Source organism: Plantactinospora soyae, assembly GCF_014874095.1.
GTDB classification, from domain to species: domain Bacteria; phylum Actinomycetota; class Actinomycetes; order Mycobacteriales; family Micromonosporaceae; genus Plantactinospora; species Plantactinospora soyae.
Genome location: NZ_JADBEB010000001.1, coordinates 9,691,561 through 9,715,930 on the forward strand (window position 1 = coordinate 9,691,561; position 24,370 = coordinate 9,715,930).

The 24,370-nt window shown below is 71.5% G+C and carries 16 protein-coding genes and 2 pseudogenes; 4 read left to right on the top strand and 14 right to left on the bottom strand.

Features of this window, described 5'->3' with window-relative positions; genetic code table 11:
- Positions 1 to 37: 37 nt before the first annotated feature.
- From H4W31_RS42270 to H4W31_RS42305, 8 genes and pseudogenes are all read right to left on the bottom strand, one after another.
- Positions 38 to 487, bottom strand: coding sequence for a GNAT family N-acetyltransferase (locus H4W31_RS42270; RefSeq protein WP_192771721.1), 450 nt, complete (start codon positions 485 to 487; stop codon positions 38 to 40).
- A gap of 344 nt (positions 488 to 831) precedes the next feature.
- Positions 832 to 2,265: pseudogene (gene obgE / locus H4W31_RS42275) on the bottom strand (GTPase ObgE); the annotation flags it as partial.
- 162 nt (positions 2,266 to 2,427) lie between these two features.
- Complete coding sequence (gene rpmA / locus H4W31_RS42280; RefSeq protein WP_192771722.1) at positions 2,428 to 2,685, bottom strand: 50S ribosomal protein L27; 258 nt, start codon at positions 2,683 to 2,685, stop codon at positions 2,428 to 2,430.
- 30 nt (positions 2,686 to 2,715) lie between these two features.
- Entirely contained in the window at positions 2,716 to 3,030 is a 315-nt protein-coding gene (rplU, locus tag H4W31_RS42285) for a 50S ribosomal protein L21 (protein WP_192771723.1), read from the bottom strand.
- Between the two features lie 170 nt (positions 3,031 to 3,200).
- Positions 3,201 to 3,734, bottom strand: coding sequence for a hypothetical protein (locus H4W31_RS42290; protein ID WP_192771724.1), 534 nt, complete (start codon positions 3,732 to 3,734; stop codon positions 3,201 to 3,203).
- 197 nt (positions 3,735 to 3,931) lie between these two features.
- A complete protein-coding gene (locus H4W31_RS42295; RefSeq protein WP_192771725.1) occupies positions 3,932 to 7,003 on the bottom strand; it encodes an Rne/Rng family ribonuclease in 3,072 nt (1,023 codons plus the stop codon).
- Between the two features lie 135 nt (positions 7,004 to 7,138).
- The gene (locus H4W31_RS42300; RefSeq protein WP_318783777.1) at positions 7,139 to 7,858 is read right to left on the bottom strand and encodes a TIGR03936 family radical SAM-associated protein; all 720 of its coding nucleotides are present in this window, start codon (positions 7,856 to 7,858) and stop codon (positions 7,139 to 7,141) included.
- A gap of 131 nt (positions 7,859 to 7,989) precedes the next feature.
- Entirely contained in the window at positions 7,990 to 9,990 is a 2,001-nt protein-coding gene (locus tag H4W31_RS42305; protein WP_192771726.1) for a TIGR03960 family B12-binding radical SAM protein, read from the bottom strand.
- A gap of 217 nt (positions 9,991 to 10,207) precedes the next feature.
- Between H4W31_RS42305 and H4W31_RS42310 the strand changes: the two genes are divergently transcribed.
- Positions 10,208 to 12,034 carry a hypothetical protein gene (locus H4W31_RS42310; RefSeq protein ID WP_192771727.1) on the top strand — a complete coding sequence of 609 codons (1,827 nt, stop codon included), beginning with the start codon at positions 10,208 to 10,210 and terminating at the stop codon, positions 12,032 to 12,034.
- A 196-nt stretch (positions 12,035 to 12,230) separates the two neighbouring features.
- Here H4W31_RS42310 and H4W31_RS42315 read toward each other — a convergent pair whose 3' ends face one another.
- The 3 genes from H4W31_RS42315 to ndk form a co-directional block, all read right to left on the bottom strand.
- A complete protein-coding gene (locus H4W31_RS42315) occupies positions 12,231 to 12,914 on the bottom strand; it encodes a lysophospholipid acyltransferase family protein (RefSeq protein WP_192771728.1) in 684 nt (227 codons plus the stop codon).
- 107 nt (positions 12,915 to 13,021) lie between these two features.
- The gene (gene ileS, locus H4W31_RS42320) at positions 13,022 to 16,195 is read right to left on the bottom strand and encodes an isoleucine--tRNA ligase (protein WP_192771729.1); all 3,174 of its coding nucleotides are present in this window, start codon (positions 16,193 to 16,195) and stop codon (positions 13,022 to 13,024) included.
- Positions 16,196 to 16,536: 341 nt separating this feature from the next.
- Complete coding sequence (ndk, locus tag H4W31_RS42325; protein ID WP_192771730.1) at positions 16,537 to 16,962, bottom strand: nucleoside-diphosphate kinase; 426 nt, start codon at positions 16,960 to 16,962, stop codon at positions 16,537 to 16,539.
- 330 nt (positions 16,963 to 17,292) lie between these two features.
- On the opposite strand from ndk, the pseudogene H4W31_RS45060 reads away from it, so the two are divergent.
- Together H4W31_RS45060 and H4W31_RS45065 are read left to right on the top strand one after the other, a co-directional pair.
- A pseudogene (locus H4W31_RS45060) lies at positions 17,293 to 17,877 on the top strand (glyoxalase/bleomycin resistance/dioxygenase family protein); the annotation flags it as partial.
- A 96-nt stretch (positions 17,878 to 17,973) separates the two neighbouring features.
- Positions 17,974 to 18,993 carry a VOC family protein gene (locus H4W31_RS45065; RefSeq protein ID WP_450091435.1) on the top strand — a complete coding sequence of 340 codons (1,020 nt, stop codon included), beginning with the start codon at positions 17,974 to 17,976 and terminating at the stop codon, positions 18,991 to 18,993.
- Between the two features lie 16 nt (positions 18,994 to 19,009).
- Here the strand turns inward: H4W31_RS45065 and H4W31_RS42335 are convergent, their stop codons facing one another.
- From H4W31_RS42335 to H4W31_RS42345, 3 genes are all read right to left on the bottom strand, one after another.
- Entirely contained in the window at positions 19,010 to 19,417 is a 408-nt protein-coding gene (locus tag H4W31_RS42335; protein ID WP_192771732.1) for a DUF4233 domain-containing protein, read from the bottom strand.
- Positions 19,414 to 20,685 carry a bifunctional folylpolyglutamate synthase/dihydrofolate synthase gene (locus H4W31_RS42340; RefSeq protein ID WP_192772819.1) on the bottom strand — a complete coding sequence of 424 codons (1,272 nt, stop codon included), beginning with the start codon at positions 20,683 to 20,685 and terminating at the stop codon, positions 19,414 to 19,416. The genes H4W31_RS42335 and H4W31_RS42340 overlap by 4 nt, the downstream gene beginning before the upstream one ends.
- A gap of 156 nt (positions 20,686 to 20,841) precedes the next feature.
- On the bottom strand, positions 20,842 to 23,484 hold the full coding sequence (locus H4W31_RS42345; protein WP_192771733.1) for a valine--tRNA ligase: 2,643 nt from the start codon (positions 23,482 to 23,484) through the stop codon (positions 20,842 to 20,844).
- Positions 23,485 to 23,554: 70 nt separating this feature from the next.
- Between H4W31_RS42345 and H4W31_RS42350 the strand changes: the two genes are divergently transcribed.
- Positions 23,555 to 24,277, top strand: a complete 723-nt coding sequence (locus H4W31_RS42350) for a hypothetical protein (RefSeq protein ID WP_192771734.1) — start codon at positions 23,555 to 23,557, stop codon at positions 24,275 to 24,277.
- Positions 24,278 to 24,370 lie beyond the last annotated feature (93 nt).

Genomic DNA, 24,370 nt, shown 5'->3' on the forward strand with positions numbered 1-24,370 from the left:
CCCGGCCGGAGTGCCGGCCCGGGCTGAAGGAGTCCGGTCAGGCCAGGACCGGCAGCCGCTTCTCGAAGCAGACGCTGTACGGGTTGTCGACGTACTCGCCGTAGACCGCGATCTCGGCGTAGCCCGACGAGATGTACAGCTGGATCGCTCCGGGCAGGTAGCTGCCGGTCTCCAGCCGGAGCACGGTGTGCCCGGCCCGCAGAGCCATCTCCTCCAGAGCGCCGAGCAGTTGCCGGGCGAGGCCCTGGCCACGGTGGGCGGGGCGGACGTACATCCGTTTGATCTCGGCGGTGTCCCGGCCCAGCGCCTGGATCGCCCCGCAGGCGACGGCCCGGCCGGCCAGCACACCTACCAGATAGCGGGCATCGTCGTGCGGTACGAAGACCTGCCCGTCGAGACCGCCGTCGGCCTCCCGCAGTTCGCGTTGCTGGGCCACCACCAGGGCGGCCAACTCGGGATCCGACGACGTACGTGACTCAATCAGCACCCTGTCGACGTTAGCCAGGGGGCGTTTCAACAAGGTTTCGCCCGGGTGGACCCGATACGGAGCGTGGAGGACTAATCCGCGCGCCGGACCTCGTCGCCGGCCCGCCGCTCCGCCGATTCCGCCGCGTCCGGGTCGTCTCGGTCCGCCGATTCCGCCGCGTCCGGGTCGACTCGGTCCGCCGGGTCCGCCACGTCCGGGTCGACTCGGTCCGCCGATTCCGCCACGTCCGGGTCGACCGGCTCCGCCGGGGTCCCCTCTTCCAGCGCCGGGTCGGACTCCCACCGGTCCGGATCGGACCAGGTCGCCCCGTCCCCGTCCAGTTCCACCAGGCCGGAGTCCGCCACGATCGGCGCCCCCGGGGCCGTCTCCTCCGTCGGACGCTGCCGACGGGCCTTCCGGGCCGCCAGCCGTTCGGCCGCCGACGCCCGGGTCAGCTTCTCCTCAAGCCGGCTGTCGGTGCCCCGGGCGCTGGGCACGTAGTCGGCTCCGGCGTACAGCGTGGGCCGCCAGTCGAACTCCCGCTCGCCGATCCGGACCAGGCTGCCCGGCTCGGCACCCGCCTTGGCGAGCTTCTCCTCCACACCGAGCCGCGCCAGCCGGTCGGCCAGGAAGCCGACCGCCTCGTCGTTGTCGAAGTTGGTCTGCCGGACCCAGCGCTCCGGGCGCTGCCCGCGTACCACGAACGCGCCGTCCGGGTCCGTCTCGATGACGAAGCCGGCGTCGTCGACCGCCTTCGGGCGGATCACGACCCGGGTCGGCTCCAGGATCGGGGTTGCGGCCCGGGACGCCCTGACCTGTTCGGCCAGCGCGTAGGTCAGCTCGCGCAGCCCTTCCCGGGTCACCGCCGAGACCTCGTAGACCCGCAGGCCACGGGCCTCGATGTCGGGTCGGACGATGTCGGCGAGGTCACGCCCGTCCGGAACGTCGATCTTGTTGAGTACGACCAGTCGCGGCCGGTCCGCCAGACCGCCGTACTCGGCCAACTCGGCCTCGATGGCGTCGATGTCGGCGAGCGGGTCCCGCCCGGGCTCCATGGTCGCCGCGTCCACCACGTGGACCAGCACCTCGCACCGCTCGATGTGGCGCAGGAACTCCAGCCCGAGCCCCTTGCCGGTGGCCGCGCCCGGGATCAGGCCGGGTACGTCGGCGACGGTGAAGGTGTGCTCGTCGATCCGGACCACGCCGAGGTTCGGCACCAGCGTGGTGAACGGGTAGTCCGCGATCTTCGGCTTGGCGGCGGACAGCACCGAGATCAGCGAGGACTTGCCGGCGGACGGGAAGCCCACCAGGCCGACGTCGGCGACGCTCTTGAGTTCGAGGACGACGTCGAGTTGGTCTCCCGGTTCGCCCAACTCGGCGAAGCCGGGTGCCCGACGGCGGGCGTTGGCCAGCGAGGCGTTGCCCCGGCCACCCCGGCCACCCCGGGCCACCTCGACGGTGGTGCCGGGGCCGATCAGGTCGGCCAGCACCGTACCGTCCGGAGCGTGTACGACCGTCCCGTCCGGCACCTTCAGCACCAGGTTGGCGCCGTTCGCGCCGTCCCGGTTGGAGCCGGCGCCGCCGCGCCCGTTCTCGGCCTTGACGTGCGGCCGGAAGTGGAAGTCGAGCAGGGTGTGCACCTGCGGGTCGACGACCAGGGACACGCTTCCGCCGTGTCCGCCGTCGCCCCCGTCGGGTCCGCCGAAGGGCTTGAACTTCTCCCGGTGGATCGAGACGCAACCGTGCCCGCCGTCACCGGCCTGCAGGTGCAGTACGACCCGGTCAACGAACGTGGTCACGCTGCCAATCCTTTCATCGGCACCGGGCACCGGCGCCAGAAAACGAGCCGAGGACAGCGGACGCGGACCGGTCAGGGCCGGAGGGCGACGGTTCCCCGCACATGAAACGGCGGAGCGGGCCCGGACACCTGGTCCGCGGCCCGCTCCGCCGGAAAGCTGACGTTACCGCTCGGACGGAACGATGCTGACGACCTTGCGGCCGCGCTTGTTGCCGAACAGGACCGCACCGGCGGCCAGCGCGAACAGCGTGTCGTCTTTGCCTCGGCCGACCAGGTCACCGGGGTGGAACTTCGTACCCCGCTGCCGGATCAGGATCTCGCCGGCGTTGACCACCTGCCCACCGAACCGCTTGACGCCGAGCCGCTGCGCCGCGGAGTCGCGACCGTTGCGCGAGCTGGACGCACCCTTTTTGTGAGCCATCTGAGGACGACCTTACTTTCCGCTGGACGCTTACTTACCGTTGGAGATGCCGGTGACCTTGATCTGGGTCAGCGGCTGGCGGTGACCCTGGCGCTTGTGGTAACCGGTCTTGTTCTTGAACTTGTGGATCCGGATCTTCGGACCCTTCGTGTGGGCGGCGATCTCGCCGGCCACCGCGACGTTGGCCAACTTCGCCGCGTCGGTCACCAGGTCGTCACCGTCGACGAGAAGTACGGCGGTGAGCTTGACCGCGTCGCCGGGCTTACCGACCAGCTTCTCGACCTCGATCACGTCGCCCTCGGCAACCTTGTACTGCTTGCCGCCGGTCTTGACGATCGCGTACATCGGACGCGGACTCCCTGTCGTTGAGGCTGATGTGTTCGCGAGGCCCGCTCGACCGCACGAGGTGCGGGGGCGGGCACGAGAGAACGTGGCACGTAATTCGCGCCGCAGGTTAGCGTACGCCATGTCGGGGCCGGCACCCAAACCGGGTCCCCGGCACCGCAGGCGTCCCGTCAGGTCCCGCAGAGCTGGTCGAGTCGCTGCTGCAACTGGTCGAGCTTGTTCTCGTCGACGGAGTCGACGCTGGCCTTCATCGTGCTCACCTCGGTGGCGATCTCGGCCAGTACGGCCTTGAGCCGCGCGTCGGTGGCCTTGCCGGACTGCTCCTGCATCGCCGTACCCCAGGTGCGCAGCGCCGCCTCCGCCTTGCGCTGGGCGGCCTGGGCACCCGCGGTGTCGTTGGCGCCGGCGGCCTGCAACGACTTGCCCAGCTCGGCCACGAAGGTCTGCACCGAGGTGGTGCTCGCCTTGGTGGCGGCCTCGCAGACCTCCTTGCCGTTGCCCCCGGCCGGGCCGGTGTCCGTGCCGGGTGACCCGGTCGGGCCCGGCGCGGTGCTCCCGGGCGAGGGGGCGCCCGAGGACGGCACGCCGCCCGACGGTCCGGTACCCGACGAACCAGGACCGGCGACGCGGTCCCGCTCCCCCGAGCAGCCGGCGGCCACGAACAGCACGGTGATGGCGGCGGCGGTCACCAGCAGGCGTCGCATGTTCTTCTCCTCCGGGGGGTACGGCCGATCCTCCGCGCGATCGACCGGTACGGGTGGCGGCCGATCGATGATCGCGAAGGAGTGACCAGCCTAGCCAGGTCCCCCGCCATCATCGCAGCAGGTGCCGGAGAGCGCTCGTTACGCGTTCTCCGGCACCTGGCCGAGCAGGGGTCCACCCGTGGGGCGGATCCGTCGCCTCAGGGGCGGGTACGCCGTCGCGTGCCGCCGCGCCGGGCCCGGCGCCGACCGCCGCCGGTCTCCGTCGTGTCGGTCTCCGCGTCCAGGTCCCCGGTGTCCTCGATGCCATCGGGATCGCCCGCGCCGGCCAACCGCATCGGCTCGCCCGGTTCCGTCTCGGTGGCGTCGTCGTTCCCGGGGATGTCCGCCTCGTACCGGGACAGGTCGTAGCCCATGGTGTCGTCGAGGTCGGTGGCCTCGACCACGACCCGCTCCGGTGCGGCGGCCTTCCGGCCGCGTCGCCGGGTGCCGACGGCCGGCGCCTCCGACGTCGGCGCCGACGCCCCGGTGCTGACACTGGAGGTGGCGGTGGAGGTGGCCGAGGCGACCGCCTTGACCTTGTCCACCGCGGCCGGCCGGGACTTCTCCGACACCGGCTCGGTGTGGATGATCACGCCGCGACCCTTGCAGCAGTCGCAGGTCTCGCTGAACGCCTCCAGCAGCCCGGCGCCGATCCGCTTGCGGGTCATCTGGACCAGTCCGAGGGAAGTGATCTCGGTCACCTGGTGCTTGGTCCGGTCCCGGCCGAGGCATTCGGTGAGCCGGCGCAGCACCAGGTCACGGTTCGACTCCAACACCATGTCGATGAAGTCGATCACGACGATGCCGCCCAGGTCGCGCAACCGGAGCTGACGGACGATCTCCTCGGCCGCCTCCAGGTTGTTCCGGGTGACCGTCTCCTCCAGGTTGCCGCCGGCACCGGTGTACTTGCCGGTGTTCACGTCGACGACCGTCATCGCCTCGGTACGGTCGATCACCAGGTGACCGCCGGAGGGCAGGAAGACCTTCCGGTCCAGGCCCTTGAGGATCTGCTCGTCGATCCGCCGCTCGGCGAAGACGTCCCCGGTGCCGGTGTGCCGGCGCAGCCGGGGCACCAGGTCCGGCGAGACGTGCGACAGGTACGACTCGACCATGTCGTACGACTCGTCGCCCTGCACCACCAGCTCGCGGAAGTCCTCGTTGAACAGGTCCCGGACGACCCGGATGACCAGGTCCGGCTCCTCGTAGAGGAGCACCGGAGCCCCGCCCTCGGCGGACTTGGCCTGGATGTCCTCCCACTGCGCCTGCAACCGCTTGACGTCGCGGGCCAACTCGTCCTCGCTCGCGCCCTCGGCGGCGGTCCGGACGATCACGCCGGCACCGTCGGGTACCAGCTTCTTGAGGATGTCCCGCAGCCGCTTGCGCTCGGTGTCGGGCAGCTTCCGGCTGATGCCGGAGGCGTTGCCGTTCGGCACGTAGACCAGGTGCCGGCCGGAGAGCGCGATGTGGCTGGTCAGCCGGGCGCCCTTGTGCCCGATCGGGTCCTTGGTGACCTGCACCAGCACCGAGTCGCCGGAGCGCAGCGCGTGCTCGATCGACCGGGCCCGCCCCTCCAGCCCGGTGGTGTCCCAGTTGACCTCACCGGCGTAGAGCACCGCGTTGCGACCGCGCCCGACGTCGACGAAGGCCGCCTCCATGCTGGGCAGCACGTTCTGCACCTTGCCCAGGTAGACGTTGCCGGCCATCGTGCCGGCCGACGCGCGGGTGACGTAGTGCTCGACGAGCACCCCGTCCTCCAGGACGGCGATCTGGGTCCGGTCGCCGCGCTGACGTACCGCCATCACCCGGTCGACGGCCTCGCGGCGGGCCAGGAACTCGGACTCGCTCAGGATCGGCGGCCGGGTACGCCGCTGTTCCCGACCGTCGCGGCGGCGCTGGCGCTTGGCCTCCAGCCGGGTCGAGCCGGAGACGCCCTGTACCTCGTCGACGGTCTTACGCGGCTCACGGATCTTGATCACGGTGTGTACGCCGTCGTCGGCCGTACCGTCGGTGTCCCCGGCGCCCTTGCGGCGGCGCCGGCGGCGGCGTCGGGTCACCCCGTCACCGGCCTCCGCGTCGTCGTCCTCGTCCTCCTCCGCCTCGGCCTCAGCCTCGGTTTCGGTCGCCGCTTCCTCGTCCTCGGCGTCGTCGATGTCGTCCGCGGTGCCCTTGCCCCGGCCCCGACCCCGACGACCCCGGCGGCGTCGGCGTCGGGCCGCCGCCGTCTCGTCGTCCTCGTCCAGGTCGGCGGCGTCCAGGGCCTCTTCGTCGGTGGTGACCTCGGCCTCGGCTTCGGCCTCGAGTTCGACCGCCGCCTGCTCGGTGGTCCGGCGCCCACGACGGCGCCGCCGGAGCGTTTCGGCGGGCTCGCCGGTCTCCGCCTCGACCTCGACCTCGACGGGCCGGACGACCGCGACCGGCTCGACCGGCGAACCGGCCCGGCTCGGCGGGGTCTCCGGCTCCGGCGCCATGAACAGCACGGTGGGCGCGGAGAGCGCGGCCCGCCGACGGCGGCCGCGCGGGGCCTCCTCGGGTACGTCGGCCGGTTCCAGCACGCTCGCGCTGCCGTCGCCGCCGGAAAGCTGGGTGTCCGACTGACCGCCGGCTGCCGGCTCGGTGGCGGCCGGTGCACCGACGGTCGATCCGGTCGTCGGGCCGCCGGTCAGCGTGGGGGTGCCGGTCGGCTCGGAGCCGCCGCCGGTACGGATGCCGGCCGGCTCACCGGCGACCGTCGCGCCACCGGTCGTCTCGGCCGGTGCACCTGCCAGTTCGGCCGGCTCGGCCGGCGGCGGGGCCGCCTTCTTCCGCCGCGTGCGGGTCACCTTGACCGGCGGTACGGCCTCGGCGGCCGGAGCCCCCGGTTCGGTACCTTCGGTCGGCCCGGCGGTCGTACCGGCGTCGCCGATTGGCGCAGCTTCTGCCGGCGAAAGACCGGTTTCGTCCTTCTTGTCAGCCGTGGTGGCCTTGCGCCGTCGACGCGTCGTCTTCGGCGCGGGCTCGGTGTCACCGGCCACCGGGGCCAGCACCTCCGGGTCGGCCGCCTCCCCGCTACCCGACCGGGCCGTACTGGGCGCCTCGATCGGCGCGCCGGTAGGCGTCGGTTCACTCGCCGCCGACGTACGGCGACGCGTGGTACGGACACGCCGCACGGGCGCCTCGGTACCGGTGTTCTCGGCGGCGTCGGCCGGCTGTGCGCCGGTCCGTTCCCCGCCCTCTGGCTCGTTCTCGAGCATGGACGTTCTCCAGTTCTGGCTTCCCCGGGCGCGGGTGAGCGCTGCCACGCAGGGTTGCCGCAAAGTATTTCCGGTGACGCGTCAAGGTGACCGGGTCGCCGAAGTCTGCCTACCTGCCGCCGGCCGGATTTCCGGCTAGCGTTCGCCGATGGCTGCCCCGTCGCGGTCCGCCTCCAACGGATCCACGATCTCCCCCTGCGCGGTCAGCGTGCCCTGCGCCAGCCGGGTCGCCCTCGGCGGCACCGGCGGCTCCAGGTCGGCCACCACGCGGAGGCCAGAAAGGACGTCATCGGGTCGTACGGACGGGGTGACCTGCCGGACGACCATTTCGAGTATCGCACACGGTACGCCCGCGACCTCGGAAGGTGCCCCGGTCCTCTCGATCACATCGATACCGTTCACGGCCGCACGCGCGTCGAAGACGCGTCGGCCCTGCTTGGTCATCCGTTCGACCATCACCTCGGGAGCGGTCAGAAAGGCCGACACGGCGTTGCGTAGGACATCGGACTCGATACCGGGCAGTTCGATCCGCCACCGCGAGGCGTCGATCCGGTCCGCCAGGCTTCCGCCCGCCGCGACGACGGCGTCGAGGACGTCGAGCCCCGGTGACAGCGCGGAGTCCAGCGCCGCGCAGAGGTCCGCCGGCTCGACCGGCGCCTGGAGCCCTATCTCCAGGTACTCGGCCTCGCTGGCGACCCCGGTGGGCGCCGCGCTGGCATAGGAGATCTTGGGATGCGGGGTGAAGCCCTGGGAGAACGCCACCGGTACGCCGGCCCGCCGCAACGCGCGCTCGAAGGCACGGGCGAAGTCACGGTGCGAGGTGAACCGCAACGGTCCGCGCTTGGCGTACCTGATCCGGATCCGCTGTACGACCGGCGCCTGGCCGCCCTCCGGCTGTGGTTTCCTGCTGATCGTGCTGCTCCTCGGTGGGAGGGGGCATGGTGCACCCCGGTGGAAGTCTGCGCCGGAGTCGTCCCGGACGCGGATCAGTGCGGATGTACGTGCCCGGCGTCGGCCGGCATCCGCAGGCCGGCGTTGACCGGGGTCAGTGGCAGGAGTTTCTTGCCGGTCGGCCCGATCTGGATCTCGGTGTCCATGGACGGGCACACGCCGCAGTCGAAGCACGGCGTCCACCGGCAGTCGTCCTGCTCGAACTCCGACGTCGAGTCCTGCCAGTCCTGCCAGAGCCAGTCCTTGTCCAGGCCGGAGTCGAGGTGGTCCCAGGGCAGCACCTCGGCCTGCTCCCGCTCCCGGACGGTGTACCAGTCGAGATCCACCCCGAACGTCGGCAGCACCTCGGTCGCCGCGTCGATCCAACGCTGGTAGGAGAAGTGTTCGCTCCAGCCGTCGAACCGGCCACCGTTCTCCCATACCCGCCGGATGACGGCGCCGATCCGGCGGTCACCCCGGCTCAGCAGTCCCTCGATCAGCGACGGCTCGCCATCGTGGTACCGGAAGCCGATCGCCCGGCCGAGCGACCGGTCGGAGTTGATCGCCTGCTTGAGCAGCCGGAGCCGGTTGTCGATCACCTCGGGCCGTTCCATCCGGGCCCACTGGAACGGGGTGTGCGGCTTGGGTACGAACCCGCCGATCGAGACCGTGCAGCGGATGTCCTTGGAGCCGGTGGCCGCCCGACCTGCCTTGATCACCTCGTGCGCGAGCCGGGCGATCTGCAGGACGTCCTCGTCCTCCTCGGTCGGCAGCCCGCACATGAAGTAGAGCTTCACCTGCCGCCACCCGTTGGTGTACGCGGTGACCACGGTGCGGATCAGGTCCTCCTCCGTCACCATTTTGTTGATCACCTTGCGGATCCGCTCCGAGCCGCCCTCGGGAGCGAAGGTGAGCCCGGTCCGCCGGCCGTTGCGGGACAGCTCCTGGGCCAGCTCGATGTTGAACGCGTCGACCCGGGTCGACGGCAGCGAGAGCGAGACGTTGGTCCCCTCGTACTGCTGGGCCAGGCCGGAGCACATGTCGCCGATCTCCGAGTGGTCCGCCGACGACAGCGACAGCAGGCCCACCTCGTGGAAGCCGGAGTACTCCAGCCCCTGCTTCACCATCTGTCCCACGGTGGTGATCGAGCGCTCCCGTACCGGCCGGGTGATCATTCCCGCCTGGCAGAACCGGCAGCCCCGGGTACAACCCCGGAAGATCTCCACGGCGTACCGCTCGTGCACCGTCTCGGCCAGCGGCACGATCGGCTTCTTCGGGTACGGCCAGGCGTCCAGGTCCATCGTCGTCCGCTTGTGCACCCGGAACGGCACGTCCGCCCGGTTCGGCACCACTCGCTGGATCCGGCCGTCGGGCAGGTAGTCGACGTCGTAGAACCGGGGCACGTAGACGCTCTCGGTACGGGCCAGCCGCAGCAGCAGCTCGTCCCGGCCACCGGGGCTGCCCTCGGCCTTCCAGGCCCGGACGATCTCGGTGATCTCGAGTACGGCCTCCTCGCCGTCACCGAGCACCGCCGCGTCGACGAAGTCGGCGATCGGCTCGGGGTTGAACGCGGCATGCCCACCGGCCACGATCACCGGGTCCGCGTCGGTACGGTCGGCGGCCAGCAGGGGAATGCCGGCCAGGTCGATCGCGGTCAGCAGGTTGGTGTAGCCCAGTTCGGTGGCGAACGAGATCCCGAACAGGTCGAACGCGCCGACCGGCCGGTGTGCCTCGACGGTGAACTGCGGCACACCTTCGGCACGCATCAGCGCCTCGAGGTCCGGCCAGACCGCGTACGTCCGTTCGGCCAGTACGTCCGGCAGCTCGTTGAGCACCTCGTACAGGATCTGTACGCCCTGGTTGGGCAGACCCACCTCGTACGCGTCCGGATACATCAGTGCCCAACGGACAACCGCCGAGTCCCAGTCCTTCACCACCGCGCCCAGCTCGCCACCGACGTACTGGATCGGCTTGCTCACCTGGGGCAGCAGCGGCTCGAGCTGCGGCCAGACGGTCATCGCCGCTGACCTGCTCGCGGCGGTCGACGCGGCGCTCATGAAACCTCCTGGGGAACATCTGGCTGGACTATCCGACCAACGATTCAGGGTACGCGTTGCCGGACCGGCCCGATCGGAGAGGAAGCCATCACTACGGGTCACGCACTCCGTACGTCTGGTCACTGCCTCGGGGGCGACACCCGGCGCGGTCCCGCGTCGTCCGGAATGTTGGTCCGGCGGTACTAACCTCGAACGCGCGCGAGAGGAGACCTGAACAATGCCGCAGCCGCAGCCGGACGCGACCGAACCGGCGGGCCGAGCCGCTCCATCCGAGTCGCCACCATCGGTCGATGATTCGACGACCGGGGTCGACAGCGATCGGGAAAGTCGGGCAGACCGGTCGGACCGGTCGCCCGTCGACATCCCCGCTGACTCGGACGGGTCCGCCGAGCACACCCGCGTCGATCGGCGCCCCGACTCCGACGCCGCCCGCGTCGAGGAGCCAGCGCCCGCCGACGCCACCCGCGTCGACCAGCCGGAGAAGGCCAACGCCTCCCCCGACGCCACCTGGGCCGACCAGCCAGCCGGAGCCGAGCCGTCCCCCGACGCCACGCGCGTCGACCAGCCGGAGAAGGCCGACGCCACCCGGGTCGACCAGCCGGAGAAGGCCGACGCCACCCGGGTCGACCGGCCGGAGAAGGTCGACGCGGCTCCCGACGCCACCCGCGTCGACCGGCCGGCCGAGGGCGGCGCCGAACCGGCCGGGGGAAGGTCGGCGGCACCCGAGGAGGAGGCGGCACCGGCGGCCGGCAGTGCCGGGGCGAGCGCGCAGGTGGACGAGGACGAGCCGACCCCCACCCGGGTGGCCGTGCCACGCTGGACCGGTTCGGCGGCCGTACCTCCGCCCCGGCCCCGGCCCCGCAAGCGCCGCTGGTTCGGCGCCGGTGCCGAACCAGACCCGGCCGATCCGGCGGCGCCCGGCCGGGGTGCGGCCGACGCGGCGCCCCGACCCGGTCCGACCGCTCCGGCGACGCCACGGCCCGATCCGACCCTCCGGATGTCGCCGGTCGAGCCGGACGACGCCGAGATCCCCACTCCGGTCGACCCCTGGGCGGGTGCCGCCGACGACCCCTGGACGATGCCCCAGCCGTACTCGCCGGCCGGCCCTTCGGCGGCCTCGAGCCCGGCACCGGTCGGATACGACGCCCCCGTCAGCCCTCCGCCGGCCCGACAATTGCCGGTGACCCGGCGTTTTCCCGCGCCGACCGGACCACCACCGCCAGCACCGCCACCCACGGCGCGACCGGTGCCGTCCCCGCCGGCACAGTCGGCCCGACCGCCGGCACGGTCGCCGGCACGTACGGCGCCCGCACCGCCACCGCCGGCACAGAAGGCCGTACCGGTGCGGAAGGCTCCGCCACCACCACCACCGCCGGTGGCGCCACCCCGGCCACCCCGTCAGCGACGCGGGCGTCCGGACAGCCCGGCGCAGAAGCCACCGCGTGGCTACCCTCCGCCCCCGGCACGGCGCCGCCGCCGCTGGCCCCGGTTCATGTTCATGCTGACCCTGCTCAGCATCGCCTGCTGTTGCGGCGTACCGGCGTACTACGTGAAGCCGATCTGGGACCAGTACCCGGCGGCCCCGGCCGACCCGCTGCCCCCGGAGGTACGGGACCTGCGCCTGCTCGACAACCGGGACGGCAAACGCGCCGCCGAGCAGTTGAAGCAGGAGGTGCAGGCGCGGAACGTGCTCGGTGGTGAACCGTTCGCCGCCGTCTACCGCGACGGGGCCGGCAAGCGGGTCGTCATCTTTGGCAGCACCGGGTTCCGGCTCAGCCCCGAGTCGGACGTGCAGGAGGAGTTCACCCGGCTCCAGGAGGAGTACGGGATCACCACCGTCGAGTCGATCCAGGACGGCGTCGTACGGGGCGAGTACCGCAGTTGCGGCGTCGGTAAGGCCGACGGGGACACGGTCGTCGTCTGCGCCTGGGCCGACCACGGCAGCCTCGCCACCGCGCTGTTCACCAGGCTGTCCATAGCGGACAGCTCCGACCTGCTCACCACGCTGCGTACCGAGATGGTGCAGCGCACACCCGTCGTGTAGTCGCCGCCGCCCGGCGCCGGGTCGCCGACAGTCACCCACCGGGCGGCAACGGACCGGCGTACGGGCGGACGGGCGGACCGGCGTACGGGCGGACCGGCGTACGGGCGGACCGGCGGACGGACGGACCGGCGGACGGACGGACCGGCGGACGGACGGCGCGGACGTCTGAGGCGGCCGTCCGGGTGTCTGGCGGCCGCTACGTGCCGTTCTCCTCGGAGTTCCGGGCCGGCGCGTACCGAGGCACGTACTCCTGCCCGGTCAGCCTCTGGATCTCCGTCATGATCTCGTCGGTGATCTGGCGCAGCGAGGTCCGGTCCGTCGGTCGGCCGACGAAGTCGAGCGGCTTGCCGAACCGCACGATCACCTCTCCGGTACCGAGCCGGGGCAGCCGGGCCCCGATCGGCTGTACCCGCTCCGTACCGATCATCCCGACCGGGATCACCGGCACCTCGGCGGCCATGGCCAACCGGGCCACGCCGGTTCGACCCCGGTAGAGCCGACCGTCCGGCGACCGGGTGCCCTCGGGGTAGATCGCGACGAGGTCGCCCCCTTGCAGCACCGGAATCGCCCCGTCGAACGCGGCCAGGGCGGCCCGTCCGCCGCCACGTTCGACCCGGATCGCGCCGAGACCGGTGACCACGGACCTGGTCAGCCAGCCCCGGACGCCGGTACCGGTGAAGTACTCGGCCTTCGCCCAGAAGGCGAGGTGCCGGGGTACCACCGAGCCGAGGAAGAGTTCGTCGGCGACCGAGAGGTGGTTACCGGCGAAGATCGCGCCCCCGGTCGGCGGGATGTTCTCCAGGCCCTCGACCTTGGGGCGCCAGGCGACCCGCATGGCGGTGCCGACGGTGTACTGGCCGAGGGTGTAGAGCAGCGGCACGGGACCTCCGGCGATCGGGATGGGCGGGCGCTGTCACGTTAACCGACGCCCCGCCGGCCCGCGCAGGTGACCGCCCCGGGGTCACCTGCGCGGCCGTGCCGCCGGGGTCAGCGGCGGCGTACCGCCACGGTGACCCGGCCGCCGTCGCCGACCTCGCCGACGAATCCGTCCACCTGGTCGGCGAACTCGACCGAGTCCGCCAGCACCTCCCGGGCCACGAACTCCCGGTACGCGCCGACCGCCCGGGCCACCTCCGCCGGACCGGCCAGCTGTACGTCGATCCGGTCCGACACGTCGAACCCGGCGTCCCGGCGGGCCTGCTGCACCACCCGTACGACGTCCCGGGCCAGCCCTTCGGCGGCCAGTTCCGGGGTGACCGTGGTGTCCAGCACCACCACGCCCTCCCCACCGGGCAGCGGGGCGGAGTGCTCGACGTCGGCGGGAACCAGCTTCAGCTCGTACTCGCCGGGTTGCAGCCGGACCCCGGCCGCCTCCGGTACGCCCTCGACCAGCGTCCAGTCGCCGGCCTTGACCGCCTTGATCACGGTCTGCACCTGCTTGCCGACCCGTGGCCCGAGCGCCCGGGGCACCACCGTGAGCACCTGCTCGCAGTAGCTGGCCAGCTCGTTGCTGAAGGTCACCGCCTTGACGTTGACCTCGTCGGCGATCAACGCGGCGAACGGCTCCAGGGTGCTCGCGGCCGGCGTCGCCACGGTCAGTGACGACAGCGGCAGCCGGACCCGCAGGCCCTTCGCCTTGCGCAGCGACAGCGCCGCCGAGGCGACACTCCGGGTCGCGTCCATCGCGGCCACCAGCTCGTGGTCGGCCGGGAAATCGGCGGCGTCCGGCCAGTCGGCCAGGTGCACCGACCGGTCCCCGGTCAGCCCGCGCCAGACCTCCTCGGCGGTCAGCGGAGCCAGCGGGGCGAGCACCCGGCTCACCGTCTCCAGCACCGTGTAGAGGGTGTCGAAGGCGTCCCGGTCGCCGGACCAGAACCGGTCCCGGGACCGCCGGACGTACCAGTTCGTCAGCGCGTCCAGGAAGGACCGGACCGTGCCGCAGGCACCGGAGATGTCGTACGCGTCGAGCTGCGTCCGCACCGCGTCGACCAGCTCACCGGTCTTGGCCAGCACGTACCGGTCGAGCAGGTCGCCCGCGGCTTCGCCGCTGCCGGCCGGCCCGGCGTCGGTACGCCGTTTCGCCTCATACCCCTCCGCGTTCGCGTAGAGCGAGAAGAAGTACCAGACGTTCCAGTACGGCAGCAGCACCTGGCGTACCGAGTCGCGGATCGTCGTCTCGCTGACCACCACGTCCCCGCCGCGCAGCACCGGCGAGGACATCAGCGTCCAGCGCATCGCGTCCGAGCCGTAGCTGTCGAACATCTCGTAGACGTCCGGGTAGTTGCGCAGGCTCTTGGACATCTTGCGGCCGTCCGAGCCGAGCACGATCCCGTGCACCACGGCGTTGCGGAACGCCGGCCGGTCGAACAGCGCGGTGGCCAGCACGTGCATGGTGTAGAACCAGCCCCGGACCTGGGGCACGTACTCGACGATGAAGTCCCCCGGATAGTGGTCCTCGAACCACTCGCGGTTCTCGAACGGGTAGTGCACCTGGGCGAACGGCATCGAACCGGACTCGAACCAGCAGTCCAGCACCTCGGCGACCCGGCGCATGGTGGAGCGCCCGGTCGGGTCGTCCGGGTTGGGCCGGGTCAGCTCGTCGATCACCGGCCGGTGCAGGTCGGTGACCTTCACCCCGAAGTCGGCCTCCAACTCGGCCAGCGAGCCGTAGACGTCGACCCTCGGGTACGCCGGGTCGTCCGACTTCCAGACCGGGATCGGCGAGCCCCAGAACCGGTTCCGGCTGATCGACCAGTCCCGGGCGTTCGCCAGCCACTTGCCGAACGAGCCGTCCCGGACGTGTCCCGGCGTCCAGTCGATCTCCTGGTTCAGCTCGACCATCCGGTCCTTGACCTTGGTGACCGCCACGAACCAGGAGGAGACCGCCTTGTAGACGAGCGGCGTGTCGCAGCGCCAGCAGTGCGGGTACGAGTGGGTGTACGTGTCCTGCCGAAGCACCACCCCCCGGTCCTTCAGTTCCCGGATCACCGACTTGTTGACGTCAAAGACCTGCTCCCCCTGGTACGGCGGGACCAGCGCGGTGAACCGGGTGTGGTCGTCCACGGTGACGATGGTCGGGATGCCGGCGGCGTTGCAGGCCTTCTGGTCGTCCTCACCGAAGGCCGGCGCCAGGTGCACCACTCCGGTGCCGTCCTCGGTGGTGACAAACTCCGCACCGAGCACCTGGTACGCGTTCGGGCCGGCCTGGTCGACCAGGAAGTCGTAGAGCGGGGTATAGCGACGGCCGACCAGGTCCCGGCCGTGCACCGTACCGACCTGGGTGTACCCGTCCAGCTCCTTGGCGTACGCGCCCACCCGGCCGGCGCCGACGACGTACCGCTGGCCGTCGCGCTCCAGCACGGCGTACTCGATGTCGGGGCCGACGGCGAGCGCGAGGTTGGACGGCAGGGTCCACGGCGTGGTGGTCCAGACCCCGACCCGGACCGGCCCGCGCAGCAGTTCGGGTGCGGACTCGTCCGGGGTCAGCTCGAACCAGACGGTCAGCGTCGGGTCGTGCCGGTCCCGGTAGACGTCGTCCATCCGGGTCTCGGTGTTCGACAGCGGGGTCTCACAGCGCCAGCAGTACGCCAGCACGCTGAAGCCCTCGTAGACCAGGCCCTTGTCGTGCAGCTGGCGGAAGGCCCACATGACGCTTTCCATGTAGTCCAGGTCGAGCGTCTTGTAGTCGTTGCCGAAGTCGACCCAGCGGGCCTGGCGGTTGACGTACCGCTCCCAGTCCCGGGTGTAGGTGAGCACCGAGGTCCGGCAGGCGTCGTTGAATTTGGCCACCCCGAGGTCGAGGATCTCGGCCTTGGTGGTGATCCCGAGCTGCTTCTCCGCCTCCACCTCGGCCGGCAGGCCGTGGCAGTCCCAGCCGAAGCGCCGCTCGACCCGCCGGCCGCGCATCGTCTGGTACCTCGGCACCACGTCCTTGACGTAGCCGGTCAGCAGGTGGCCGTAGTGCGGCAGGCCGTTGGCGAAGGGCGGGCCGTCGTAGAAGACGTACTCGTTCCCGCCGTTCGGTCCCGGGTCGCGGGCCTCGACGCTGGCCTCGAAGGTCTTGTCGGCCACCCAGTGGTCGAGCACGCGGCGCTCGACCTCCGGGAGGTCGGGACTGGCCGGCACGCCCGTGCCGGCAGGGGCGTTTTTCGGGTACGCCATCGCGGGTCGATCTCCTCGTCGCAGCTCACTCCCAGTGGACTGCGAGGACGAGTCCCCTGGTACGCCGGTAAGCCGGCGCGCCGCGAGACCCGCGGTACCACCCCGCTTGGTGGCCGGAATCGACCACCCGCTCGTTGGCCGGCTGTGACGGGCCGGACCCGCCCGGTTCTACTGGGGTGTTTCCACCTGTTCTTCCGGAGGCTCGCCGGTGATGGCCGGGTCATCGCCCTGTGGGCCCCAACGATACTCGACCACCCCGCTGGACCTCACTCGATATCCCCGGGACCGGCCAGCCCCTGCCCTGGCTCCGGCCCCGCCGAGCCTTCGGCACCCCGCCCCGGTCAGTCCAGGTCGGGGAACCAGAGTGCGATCTCGCGTCGGGCGCCGTCGGCGGAGTCCGCCGCGTGCACCAGGTTCTCCCGGCCGGAGGTGGCGAAGTCGCCCCGGATCGTTCCGGGCACCGCCCGCCGTCCGTCGGTGGCCCCGACCATCCCGCGCACCATCCGGACGACGTCGTCCCCGGAGAGCACCAGCGCGACCAGTGGTCCCGAGGTCATGAACGCCCGCAGCCCCGGATAGAAGGGCGCCGCCAGGTGATCGGCGTAGTGCTGGTCGGCGAACCGGTCGTCGATCCGGCGCAGCGCCAGGGCGTCGATGCCCAGGCCCTTGCGCTCGAACCGGCCGAGGATCTCGCTGACCAGACGCCGCCGGACCCCGTCGGGTTTGATCAGTACGAGCGTGCGTTCGGCGGAACCACTGCTGGTCACGGACGTTCCTCGGTACGGGCCGGAGAGGCGAGCAGTGCTCAGCCTACCGGTGGGGGCGGGCCGGCCGACCGGATGCCCGTCGACCGGTCGGCGTCGACGCCGGGCCCATCCGTACCGGACCGATCGGTACCGACGCCCCCGAAGATCGGCGCGGGTCCGAGGGGCGATCGGCACGGTTTCCGCAGGTATTCGGCGCGGGTTCGCCAGGTGATCGGCGCGGGTTCGGCAGGTAATCGGCGCGGGTTCGACGGCGAAGGCCGCGTACCGGCCTCCGGTCGTTCCATTCCCGCCAGATCCGGCCTAGCCTGGCCTTAACCAGGGAGGTCCACTGTGGCAGAAGGTCGTCGCCGTCAGGTCGCACCGGTGCGCAAGCTCGTCGCCGCCGTGCTGGGCACCTTCGCCACCTTCGTCATCCTGTTCGGCCTCGGGATGAAGAGTTGGGCGATCGCGGTTCTCGGGGTGGCCCTGCTCGCGCTGGCCATCGGACTCGTCGCGATCACCGCCGTACGCAGCGGTCCCCGGGCCTGGGTGACCGGCATCGGACACGTGCACAGCGTCACCGAGCCGCCCGCGTCGTCGACCTTCGGGCGCTGTGAACTCCAGATCGTGATCGACGCGCCGGGAGTACCGGCCCGGTCCGTGAAGATCCGCGATCCCCGGGTGCCGGTGTCGAAGTGGCCGGACCCGGGGGCCACCTTGCCGATCATGGTCGCCATCGACGACCAGCGGCACGTACGGATCCTCTGGGACGAGGTGCTGACCCATGCCGAGGCCGCGGCGGCCGGCGATCTTCCGCCGCAGTTCGACGATCTCGACCCGCTCGGCGACGACATCCTGATCGAGCAGGAGACTCCGCCGTGGGCACGCGGTGGGCGGGACGACCCGTACTCGGGCCGGCCGGCGGGTGCACCGGTCAGCAACGAGGACCTGGCCGAGGACCTGGACGCGCTCCGCGACGACCTGGAGACGCTCCGGGACGACCTGGGGCCGTCCCGCGAGGATCCCGTGGTGATGCGGCAGACTCCCGGCGGAACGATCGTGCTGGAGGGAACGCTGGTCGACACACCCTCGACCGCACCGCTGCCGCGCCGGTCCCGTCCGGGGCCCGGACCGGGCGGCCGGACCCGACGACCGAGTCCCACCCCGGCCGGAAGGGCCACCGACGAGCCGTTCGGCGCGACCGTGACCGACGCACCGGCCCCGGACGCCCCGGTCTCCGGCAACCCCGGCTCCGACGCCCCGGACGCGGACCTGCCACCCTCGGACGTACCACCGTCCTCGGACGCACCGCGCGGGTCCCGACCGGGTCACCCGGACGGACCGCCGGTGCCCGGGGCTGGCACCGACGACGCCCCACGGTCGAGCGCCCGGACCGCCGGGGACCCGACCGCCGGGGCGCCGGCCGGCGGAATACCTACCACCGGTACGGCCTCGTCGGATCCGGATCCGGACCAGTGGACGACCGCTCCGGGCTCCGGTCGGACCGCCGACCAGCACCGGGACGAGATCGACATCCCGCTGGACGATCCCGGGACCGGTACCGGCCGGCCAAACCCGGCGGACCCGCTCGACGATGCTCCGGTCTCCCCCGACGACGAGGCGATCCTCGCCGACCTGATCGCCACCCAGCCATCGGCCCGGGTCGGCGGGTCCGGGCCGATCGCCGGGGTCGGGATCACGCTGCTGGTCGCCGATCTCGACCGGTCGATCGCGTTCTACCGGGACCTGCTCGGCTTCTTCGAGATCGACGGCGGCGAGGGGAACGCGATCCTCGCCTCCGGCGCGACCCGGCTCGTACTCCGGGCGATCCGAGAAGTCGCACCGATCAACCGCCGGCTGGTTCACCTCAACCTGGAGGTGAACGACGTCAACGCCGTCTACGAGGAGCTGCTCGCCAAGGGTGTGAAGTTCACCTACGCCCCGCGCGCGGTCAACCGGGGGGCGAAACTCGAACTCTGGGCCGCCGCGTTCCGGGACCCGGACGGGCACGGCATCGCGCTGACCCAGTGGCGAGGCCGCGCCACCGGCTGACCCACCACCGGCCGGATCAGCCGAGGATGGCCTGGCGGACGTGCAGCACGTAGAGCCAGAGGCACCCGAAGAGGATGCCCAGCGCACCGAGTGACCAGTGCAGGAGGCCGGCCAGCATCAACAGAGCCTGAAGCACCGTTCCGGCGTGCCAGGCCCAGGACCTGCGCAGACTTCCGGCCAGTACGACGGCGAGTACGGCGAGCCCGACGACCACGCCGATCGCCGTACCTCCCAGGTCTCCGCCGAGGAGTCGGATCGGTTGGATCGCGAGCAGCAGGACGAGTGTCTCGACGCTGAGCGTCATGGCGCCCAGGCCCCGTACGGCCCGGCTCGGATCGCGTAGCCCGGACGGCCGGCCGCCGCCGTCGGAGCCGACCGGACCGGTCGCGCCGACGGGGCTGCTCGACTCGCCCGGACCGCTCATCGCTTCAGCAGCCGGCGAGCGTCGGCGACGGTGACCACCGAGCCGGTGACCAGCACACCCACCCCGCTCAGCTCACCCGGGACGTCGGACTCGGCCAGCGCCACCGCCGCCTCGATCGCATCGGGCAGATCCGGGGCCGCCTCGACCCGGTCCGGCCCGAAGATCTCGATCGCGAGCTCGGCGAGTTGCGCGACCGGCATCGCCCGGGGCGAGGTGTTCTGGGTGACGACCACGGCATCGGCGACCGGCTCCAGGAGTTCGAGCAGGCCCGCCGCGTCCTTGTCATCCAGCACGCCGACCAGTGCGACCAGCCGGCTGAACGCGAACTCCTCCTGGAGGGCGCTCACGGTCGCCGCCATGCCGTGCGGGTTGTGTGCGCCGTCCAGCAGGATCGTCGGCGCCGATCGGACCCGTTCCAGCCGGCCCGGCGAGTCGGCCACCGCGAAGCCCTCGCGGACCGCCTCGACGTCGAGTTGCCGGGACGCACCGGCGCCGAGGAACGCTTCGACGGCGGCGAGGGCCAGCGCGGCGTTCTGCGCCTGGTGTGCCCCGTGCAGCGGGATGAAGACGTTGTCGTAGACCCCGCCGAGGCCCTGTAGGGACAGCACCTGCCCGCCGACCGCGACGGCCCGACCGAGTACGCCGAACTCGCCGCCCTCCCGGGCGATGGTGGCACCGACCTCGGCGCACCGTTCCAGGATCGGCGCGGTGGCCTCCTCCGGCTGCGTCGCCGAGATCACGGTGGCGCCCTTGTGGATGATGCCCGACTTGGCCAACGCGATGTCCCCGATGGTGTCCCCGAGCCACTCGGTGTGGTCGAGCCCGATCGGGGTGAGCACGCAGATGCCGGCACTCAACACGTTGGTGGAGTCCTCGGCCCCGCCGAGCCCCACCTCGATCACTGCCACGTCGACCGGGGCGTCGGCGAAGGTCGCGAAGGCGAGCGCCGTCGTCATGTCGAAGTACGTCAGTGGCTCGTCGGAACGTTCGTCGATCAGCCGGGCCAGCGGTGCCACCTCGCGGTAGACCGAGCTGAACCGTTCCTGGCTGACCGGCTCGCCGTCCAGGCTGATCCGCTCCCGGACGGTCTCCAGGTGCGGGCTCGTGTACCGGCCGGTGTGCAGTCCGAACGCCCGGAGCAGCGAGTCGATCATCCGGGCGGTCGAGGTCTTGCCGTTGGTGCCGGTCAGGTGGATCGCCGGATAGGCACGCTGTGGACTGCCGAGCAGGTCGAGCAGTTCCTCGATCCGCCCGAGGTCGAAGACCATCCGGGTGAATCCCCGTCCGGCAAGCTCCGCCTCGACCCGGGCGAACTCGGCCTCCCGCTCGGCACGTTCACTCACCGCGTTCCCCACCCGTCTGCCTCACCGCGCACATTCCCCGACCGACTTCCGACTCGCCCACCACGACACCACCGGCCATCATCACCCCAGCGCCGCCAGGGCGCTGCCGATCCGCTCCAGGTCCGCCTCCGCGGCGGCCAGCCGGTCCCTGATCTTGTCGACCACGGGCGCCGGGGCCTTGTCGACGAACGCCGGGTTGCCCAGCTTCGCCCGGGCCTGGGTGATCTCCTTCTCCGCCGCGGCCCGGTCCTTCTCCAGCCGGGCCCGCTCGGCGGCGACGTCGATCGAGCCACGGGTGTCCAGTGCCACGGTCACCGCGCCGGAGACCGCCAGCGTGGCGCTGGCCCGGAAGTCCGGCGCCGCCTCGTCCAGCCGGACCAGCGAGCGGATCAGGGACTCGTGCGCGGCGATGCCGGCCTCGGCCAGCCCCTCGAGGCGGGCGGCCACCCGTTGCGCCGGACGCAGCCCCTGATCGGACCGGAACCGCCGGATCTCGGTGACCACCCGCTGCAACTCGGTGACCTCGCGCTCGGCCCGCTCGTCGTGCAGGGCGGGCACGGTGACCGGCCAGGCGGCGGTCATCACGGATCCACCCTCCGGCCCGGCCCCCGCCGCCTCCGCGCCGGCCAACGCGACCCACAGTTCGTCGGTCACGAACGGCACCACCGGATGCAACAGTCGCAGCAGCTGGTCGAGCACGTGTCCGAGCACCCGTCGGGTGACGTCGGCCGGCTCGCCGCCGGCGGCCAGCACCGGCTTGGCCAGTTCCACGTACCAGTCGCAGACGTCGTCCCAGGCGAAGTGGTACAGCGTGTCGCAGACCTTGGCGAACTCGTACGTCTCGAACTGCTCGTCGACCTCTGCGGTCACCCGTTGCAGCCGGGACAGAATCCACCGGTCAACGGTCGACAGCCGGGACGGTTCGGGAAGGTCCCCCGAGACGTGCGCGCCGTTCATCAGGGCGAACCGGGTGGCGTTCCAGAGCTTGTTGCAGAAGTTTCGCGAGCCCTGGCACCACTCGTCGCTGACCGGTACGTCCTGTCCGGGGTTCGCGCCCCGGGCCAGGGTGAACCGGGTGGCGTCGGCACCGTAGCGCTCGATCCAGTCCAGCGGGTCCACCACGTTGCCGAACGACTTGGACATCTTCTTGCCGTACTGGTCGCGGACCATGCCGTGCAGCGCGATCACGTCGAACGGCTGCTGGCCGTCCATCGCGTACAGGCCGAACATCATCATCCGGGCGACCCAGAAGAACAGAATGTCGTAGCCGGTCACCAGCACGCTGGTCGGATAGAACTTCGCGAGGTCGGCCGTCCGCTCCGGCCAGCCGAGCGTGGAGAACGGCCACAGCGCGCTGGAGAACCAGGTGTCGAGGACGTCGACGTCCTGGTGCCAGCCCTCGCCGGTCGGCGGCTCCTCGCCGGGGCCGACGCAGCGGACCTCGCCGTCCGGGCCGTACCAGACCGGGATCCGGTGCCCCCACCAGAGCTGGCGGGAGATGCACCAGTCGTGCATGTTGTCGACCCAGGCGAAGTAGCGCTTAGCCATGTCGGCGGGCTCGATCTTCACCCGGCCGTCCCGGACCGCGTCGCCGGCCGCCCGGGCCAGCGGGCCGGTGTTGACGAACCACTGCAACGACAGCCTCGGCTCGACGGTCGTACGGCACCGCGAGCAGTGCCCGACGGCGTGCACGTACGGCCGCTTCTCCGCCACGATCCGGCCCTGCTCGCGCAGCGCGGCCACGATCGCGGGCCGGGCCTCGAACCGATCCAGACCCTCGAACGGGCCGGGCGCGGTGATGACGCCCCGCTCGTCCATGATCGTCAGCGACGGCAGGTCGTGCCGCTGCCCGATCTCGAAGTCGTTCGGGTCGTGCGCGGGGGTCACCTTGACCATTCCGGTCCCGAAGGTCGGGTCGACGTGCTCGTCACCGACGATCGGGATACGCCGCCCGGTGAGTGGCAGCTCGACAAGGGTCCCGATCAGGTGCTTGTACCGCTCGTCGTCGGGGTGCACCGCCACCGCGGTGTCACCGAGCATCGTCTCGGCCCGGGTGGTGGCCACCACCACCTCGTCGCTGTACCGGATCGAGACCAGCTCACCGTCGTCGTCGGTGTGCTCCACCTCGATGTCCGACAGCGCCGTCAGGCAGCGGGGGCACCAGTTGATGATGCGTTCCGCCCGGTAGATCAGGCCGTCGTCGTACAGCTTCTTGAAGATCGTCTGTACGGCCCGGGACAGCCCCTCGTCCATGGTGAAGCGCTCGCGGTCCCAGTCCACCGAGTCGCCGAGCCGGCGCATCTGGCCGAGGATCTTGCCGCCCGACTCGGCCTTCCACTGCCAGACCCGCTCGACGAACTTCTCCCGGCCCAGGTCGTGCCGGGACAGGCCCTCGCCGGCGAGCTGGCGCTCGACCAGGTTCTGGGTGGCGATGCCGGCGTGGTCCATCCCGGGCAGCCAGAGCGCCTCGTAGCCCTGCATCCGGCGGCGGCGGGTGAGCGCGTCCATCAGGGTGTGCTCGAACGCGTGGCCCATGTGCAGCGAGCCGGTCACGTTCGGCGGGGGGATGACGATGGTGAACGGCGGCTTGTCGCTGTCGGCCGAGGCCCGGAAACGTCCGGCGGCTACCCACTCCTCGTACCGCCGACTCTCTACCTCGCCCGGCTGGTACTGGGCGGAAAGGGTCGGGGCCGGGGCGCGGTTGGCATCCAGAGTCTCGGTCACCCACAAAGTCTACGAGCCACCCCGCGAGGTCCGTCGTGCGCCACCTCCCGGCTCGCGTACGGTGGCGGCTATGTCCGATGCCCACCCTTCCGATCGGCGTACTCCGGTCGAATCCGGTGCTATCGAAATCACCTCCGAGCCGGTCGTACTGTCCCAGCCGACGGCACCGGAGATCGAGGCGACCGACATCACGCCGGCGCCCGGCCCGGATGCTCCGGGGCCCTCCGGTGGCCCGTCCCGACGCCGGAAGATCGTGCTCGGCTCGGTCCTGGCGGTAGCGCTGGTCGGGGCGGCCGGCCTGGGCAGCGTCGGCTGGCGCATCGCCCAGGAGAAGGACGCCAGCCTGACGACGCCGTCCGAGGTCGCCGGCCTGAGGCTGGACACCAGCGAACGGGCCAGGACCACCGCCGACTATCTCCGTACGGGGTTCACCGCAGACATCAACGCCGAGGAGAGCATCGGCGCCGTGTACGCCGATCCGGCCGCCCCCGAGCGCAGTGTCCTGCTGTTCGGCGGTACGGCACTGGTCTGGCAGCCGGAACGCGATCTGGACCGGCTCTTCGACCTGGTCGCCGAGGGCGAGGGGGCGATCGGTGGACTCCGGAAGGTGGATGCCGGTTCGCTCGGTGGCGTCATGAAGTGTGGAACGAGCAGCAGCCCGGAGGGCGATCTCGCCGTATGCGGTTGGGCCGACCACGGCAGCGTCGCGATGGCGATGTTCCCTGGCCGTACCGCCGACGATTCCGCGGCACTGCTGCGCGACATCCGGGGCACGGTGCAGACCCGGAACTGAGCCGGGTCGAGCCACGGTACGGCGAATCAGATCGGCATGGAAAACAATGTAGGGCCACCCCGGAGGGTGGCCCTACATTATGAAGATGTCCGG

Excerpts from the sequence above, each read along its gene's own strand:
- rpmA (WP_192771722.1), bottom strand. The coding sequence starts at position 2,685 with ATGGCTCACAAAAAGGGTGCGTCCAGCTCGCGCAACGGTCGCGACTCC.
- rplU (WP_192771723.1), bottom strand. The coding sequence starts at position 3,030 with ATGTACGCGATCGTCAAGACCGGCGGCAAGCAGTACAAGGTTGCCGAG.
- H4W31_RS42290 (WP_192771724.1), bottom strand. The coding sequence starts at position 3,734 with ATGCGACGCCTGCTGGTGACCGCCGCCGCCATCACCGTGCTGTTCGTG.
- H4W31_RS42295 (WP_192771725.1), bottom strand. The coding sequence starts at position 7,003 with ATGCTCGAGAACGAGCCAGAGGGCGGGGAACGGACCGGCGCACAGCCG.
- H4W31_RS42305 (WP_192771726.1), bottom strand. The coding sequence starts at position 9,990 with ATGAGCGCCGCGTCGACCGCCGCGAGCAGGTCAGCGGCGATGACCGTC.
- H4W31_RS42310 (WP_192771727.1), top strand. The coding sequence starts at position 10,208 with ATGCCGCAGCCGCAGCCGGACGCGACCGAACCGGCGGGCCGAGCCGCT.
- ileS (WP_192771729.1), bottom strand. The coding sequence starts at position 16,195 with ATGGCGTACCCGAAAAACGCCCCTGCCGGCACGGGCGTGCCGGCCAGT.
- H4W31_RS45065 (WP_450091435.1), top strand. The coding sequence starts at position 17,974 with ATGCGGCAGACTCCCGGCGGAACGATCGTGCTGGAGGGAACGCTGGTC.
- H4W31_RS42335 (WP_192771732.1), bottom strand. The coding sequence starts at position 19,417 with ATGAGCGGTCCGGGCGAGTCGAGCAGCCCCGTCGGCGCGACCGGTCCG.
- H4W31_RS42340 (WP_192772819.1), bottom strand. The coding sequence starts at position 20,685 with ATGGTCTTCGACCTCGGGCGGATCGAGGAACTGCTCGACCTGCTCGGC.
- H4W31_RS42350 (WP_192771734.1), top strand. The coding sequence starts at position 23,555 with ATGTCCGATGCCCACCCTTCCGATCGGCGTACTCCGGTCGAATCCGGT.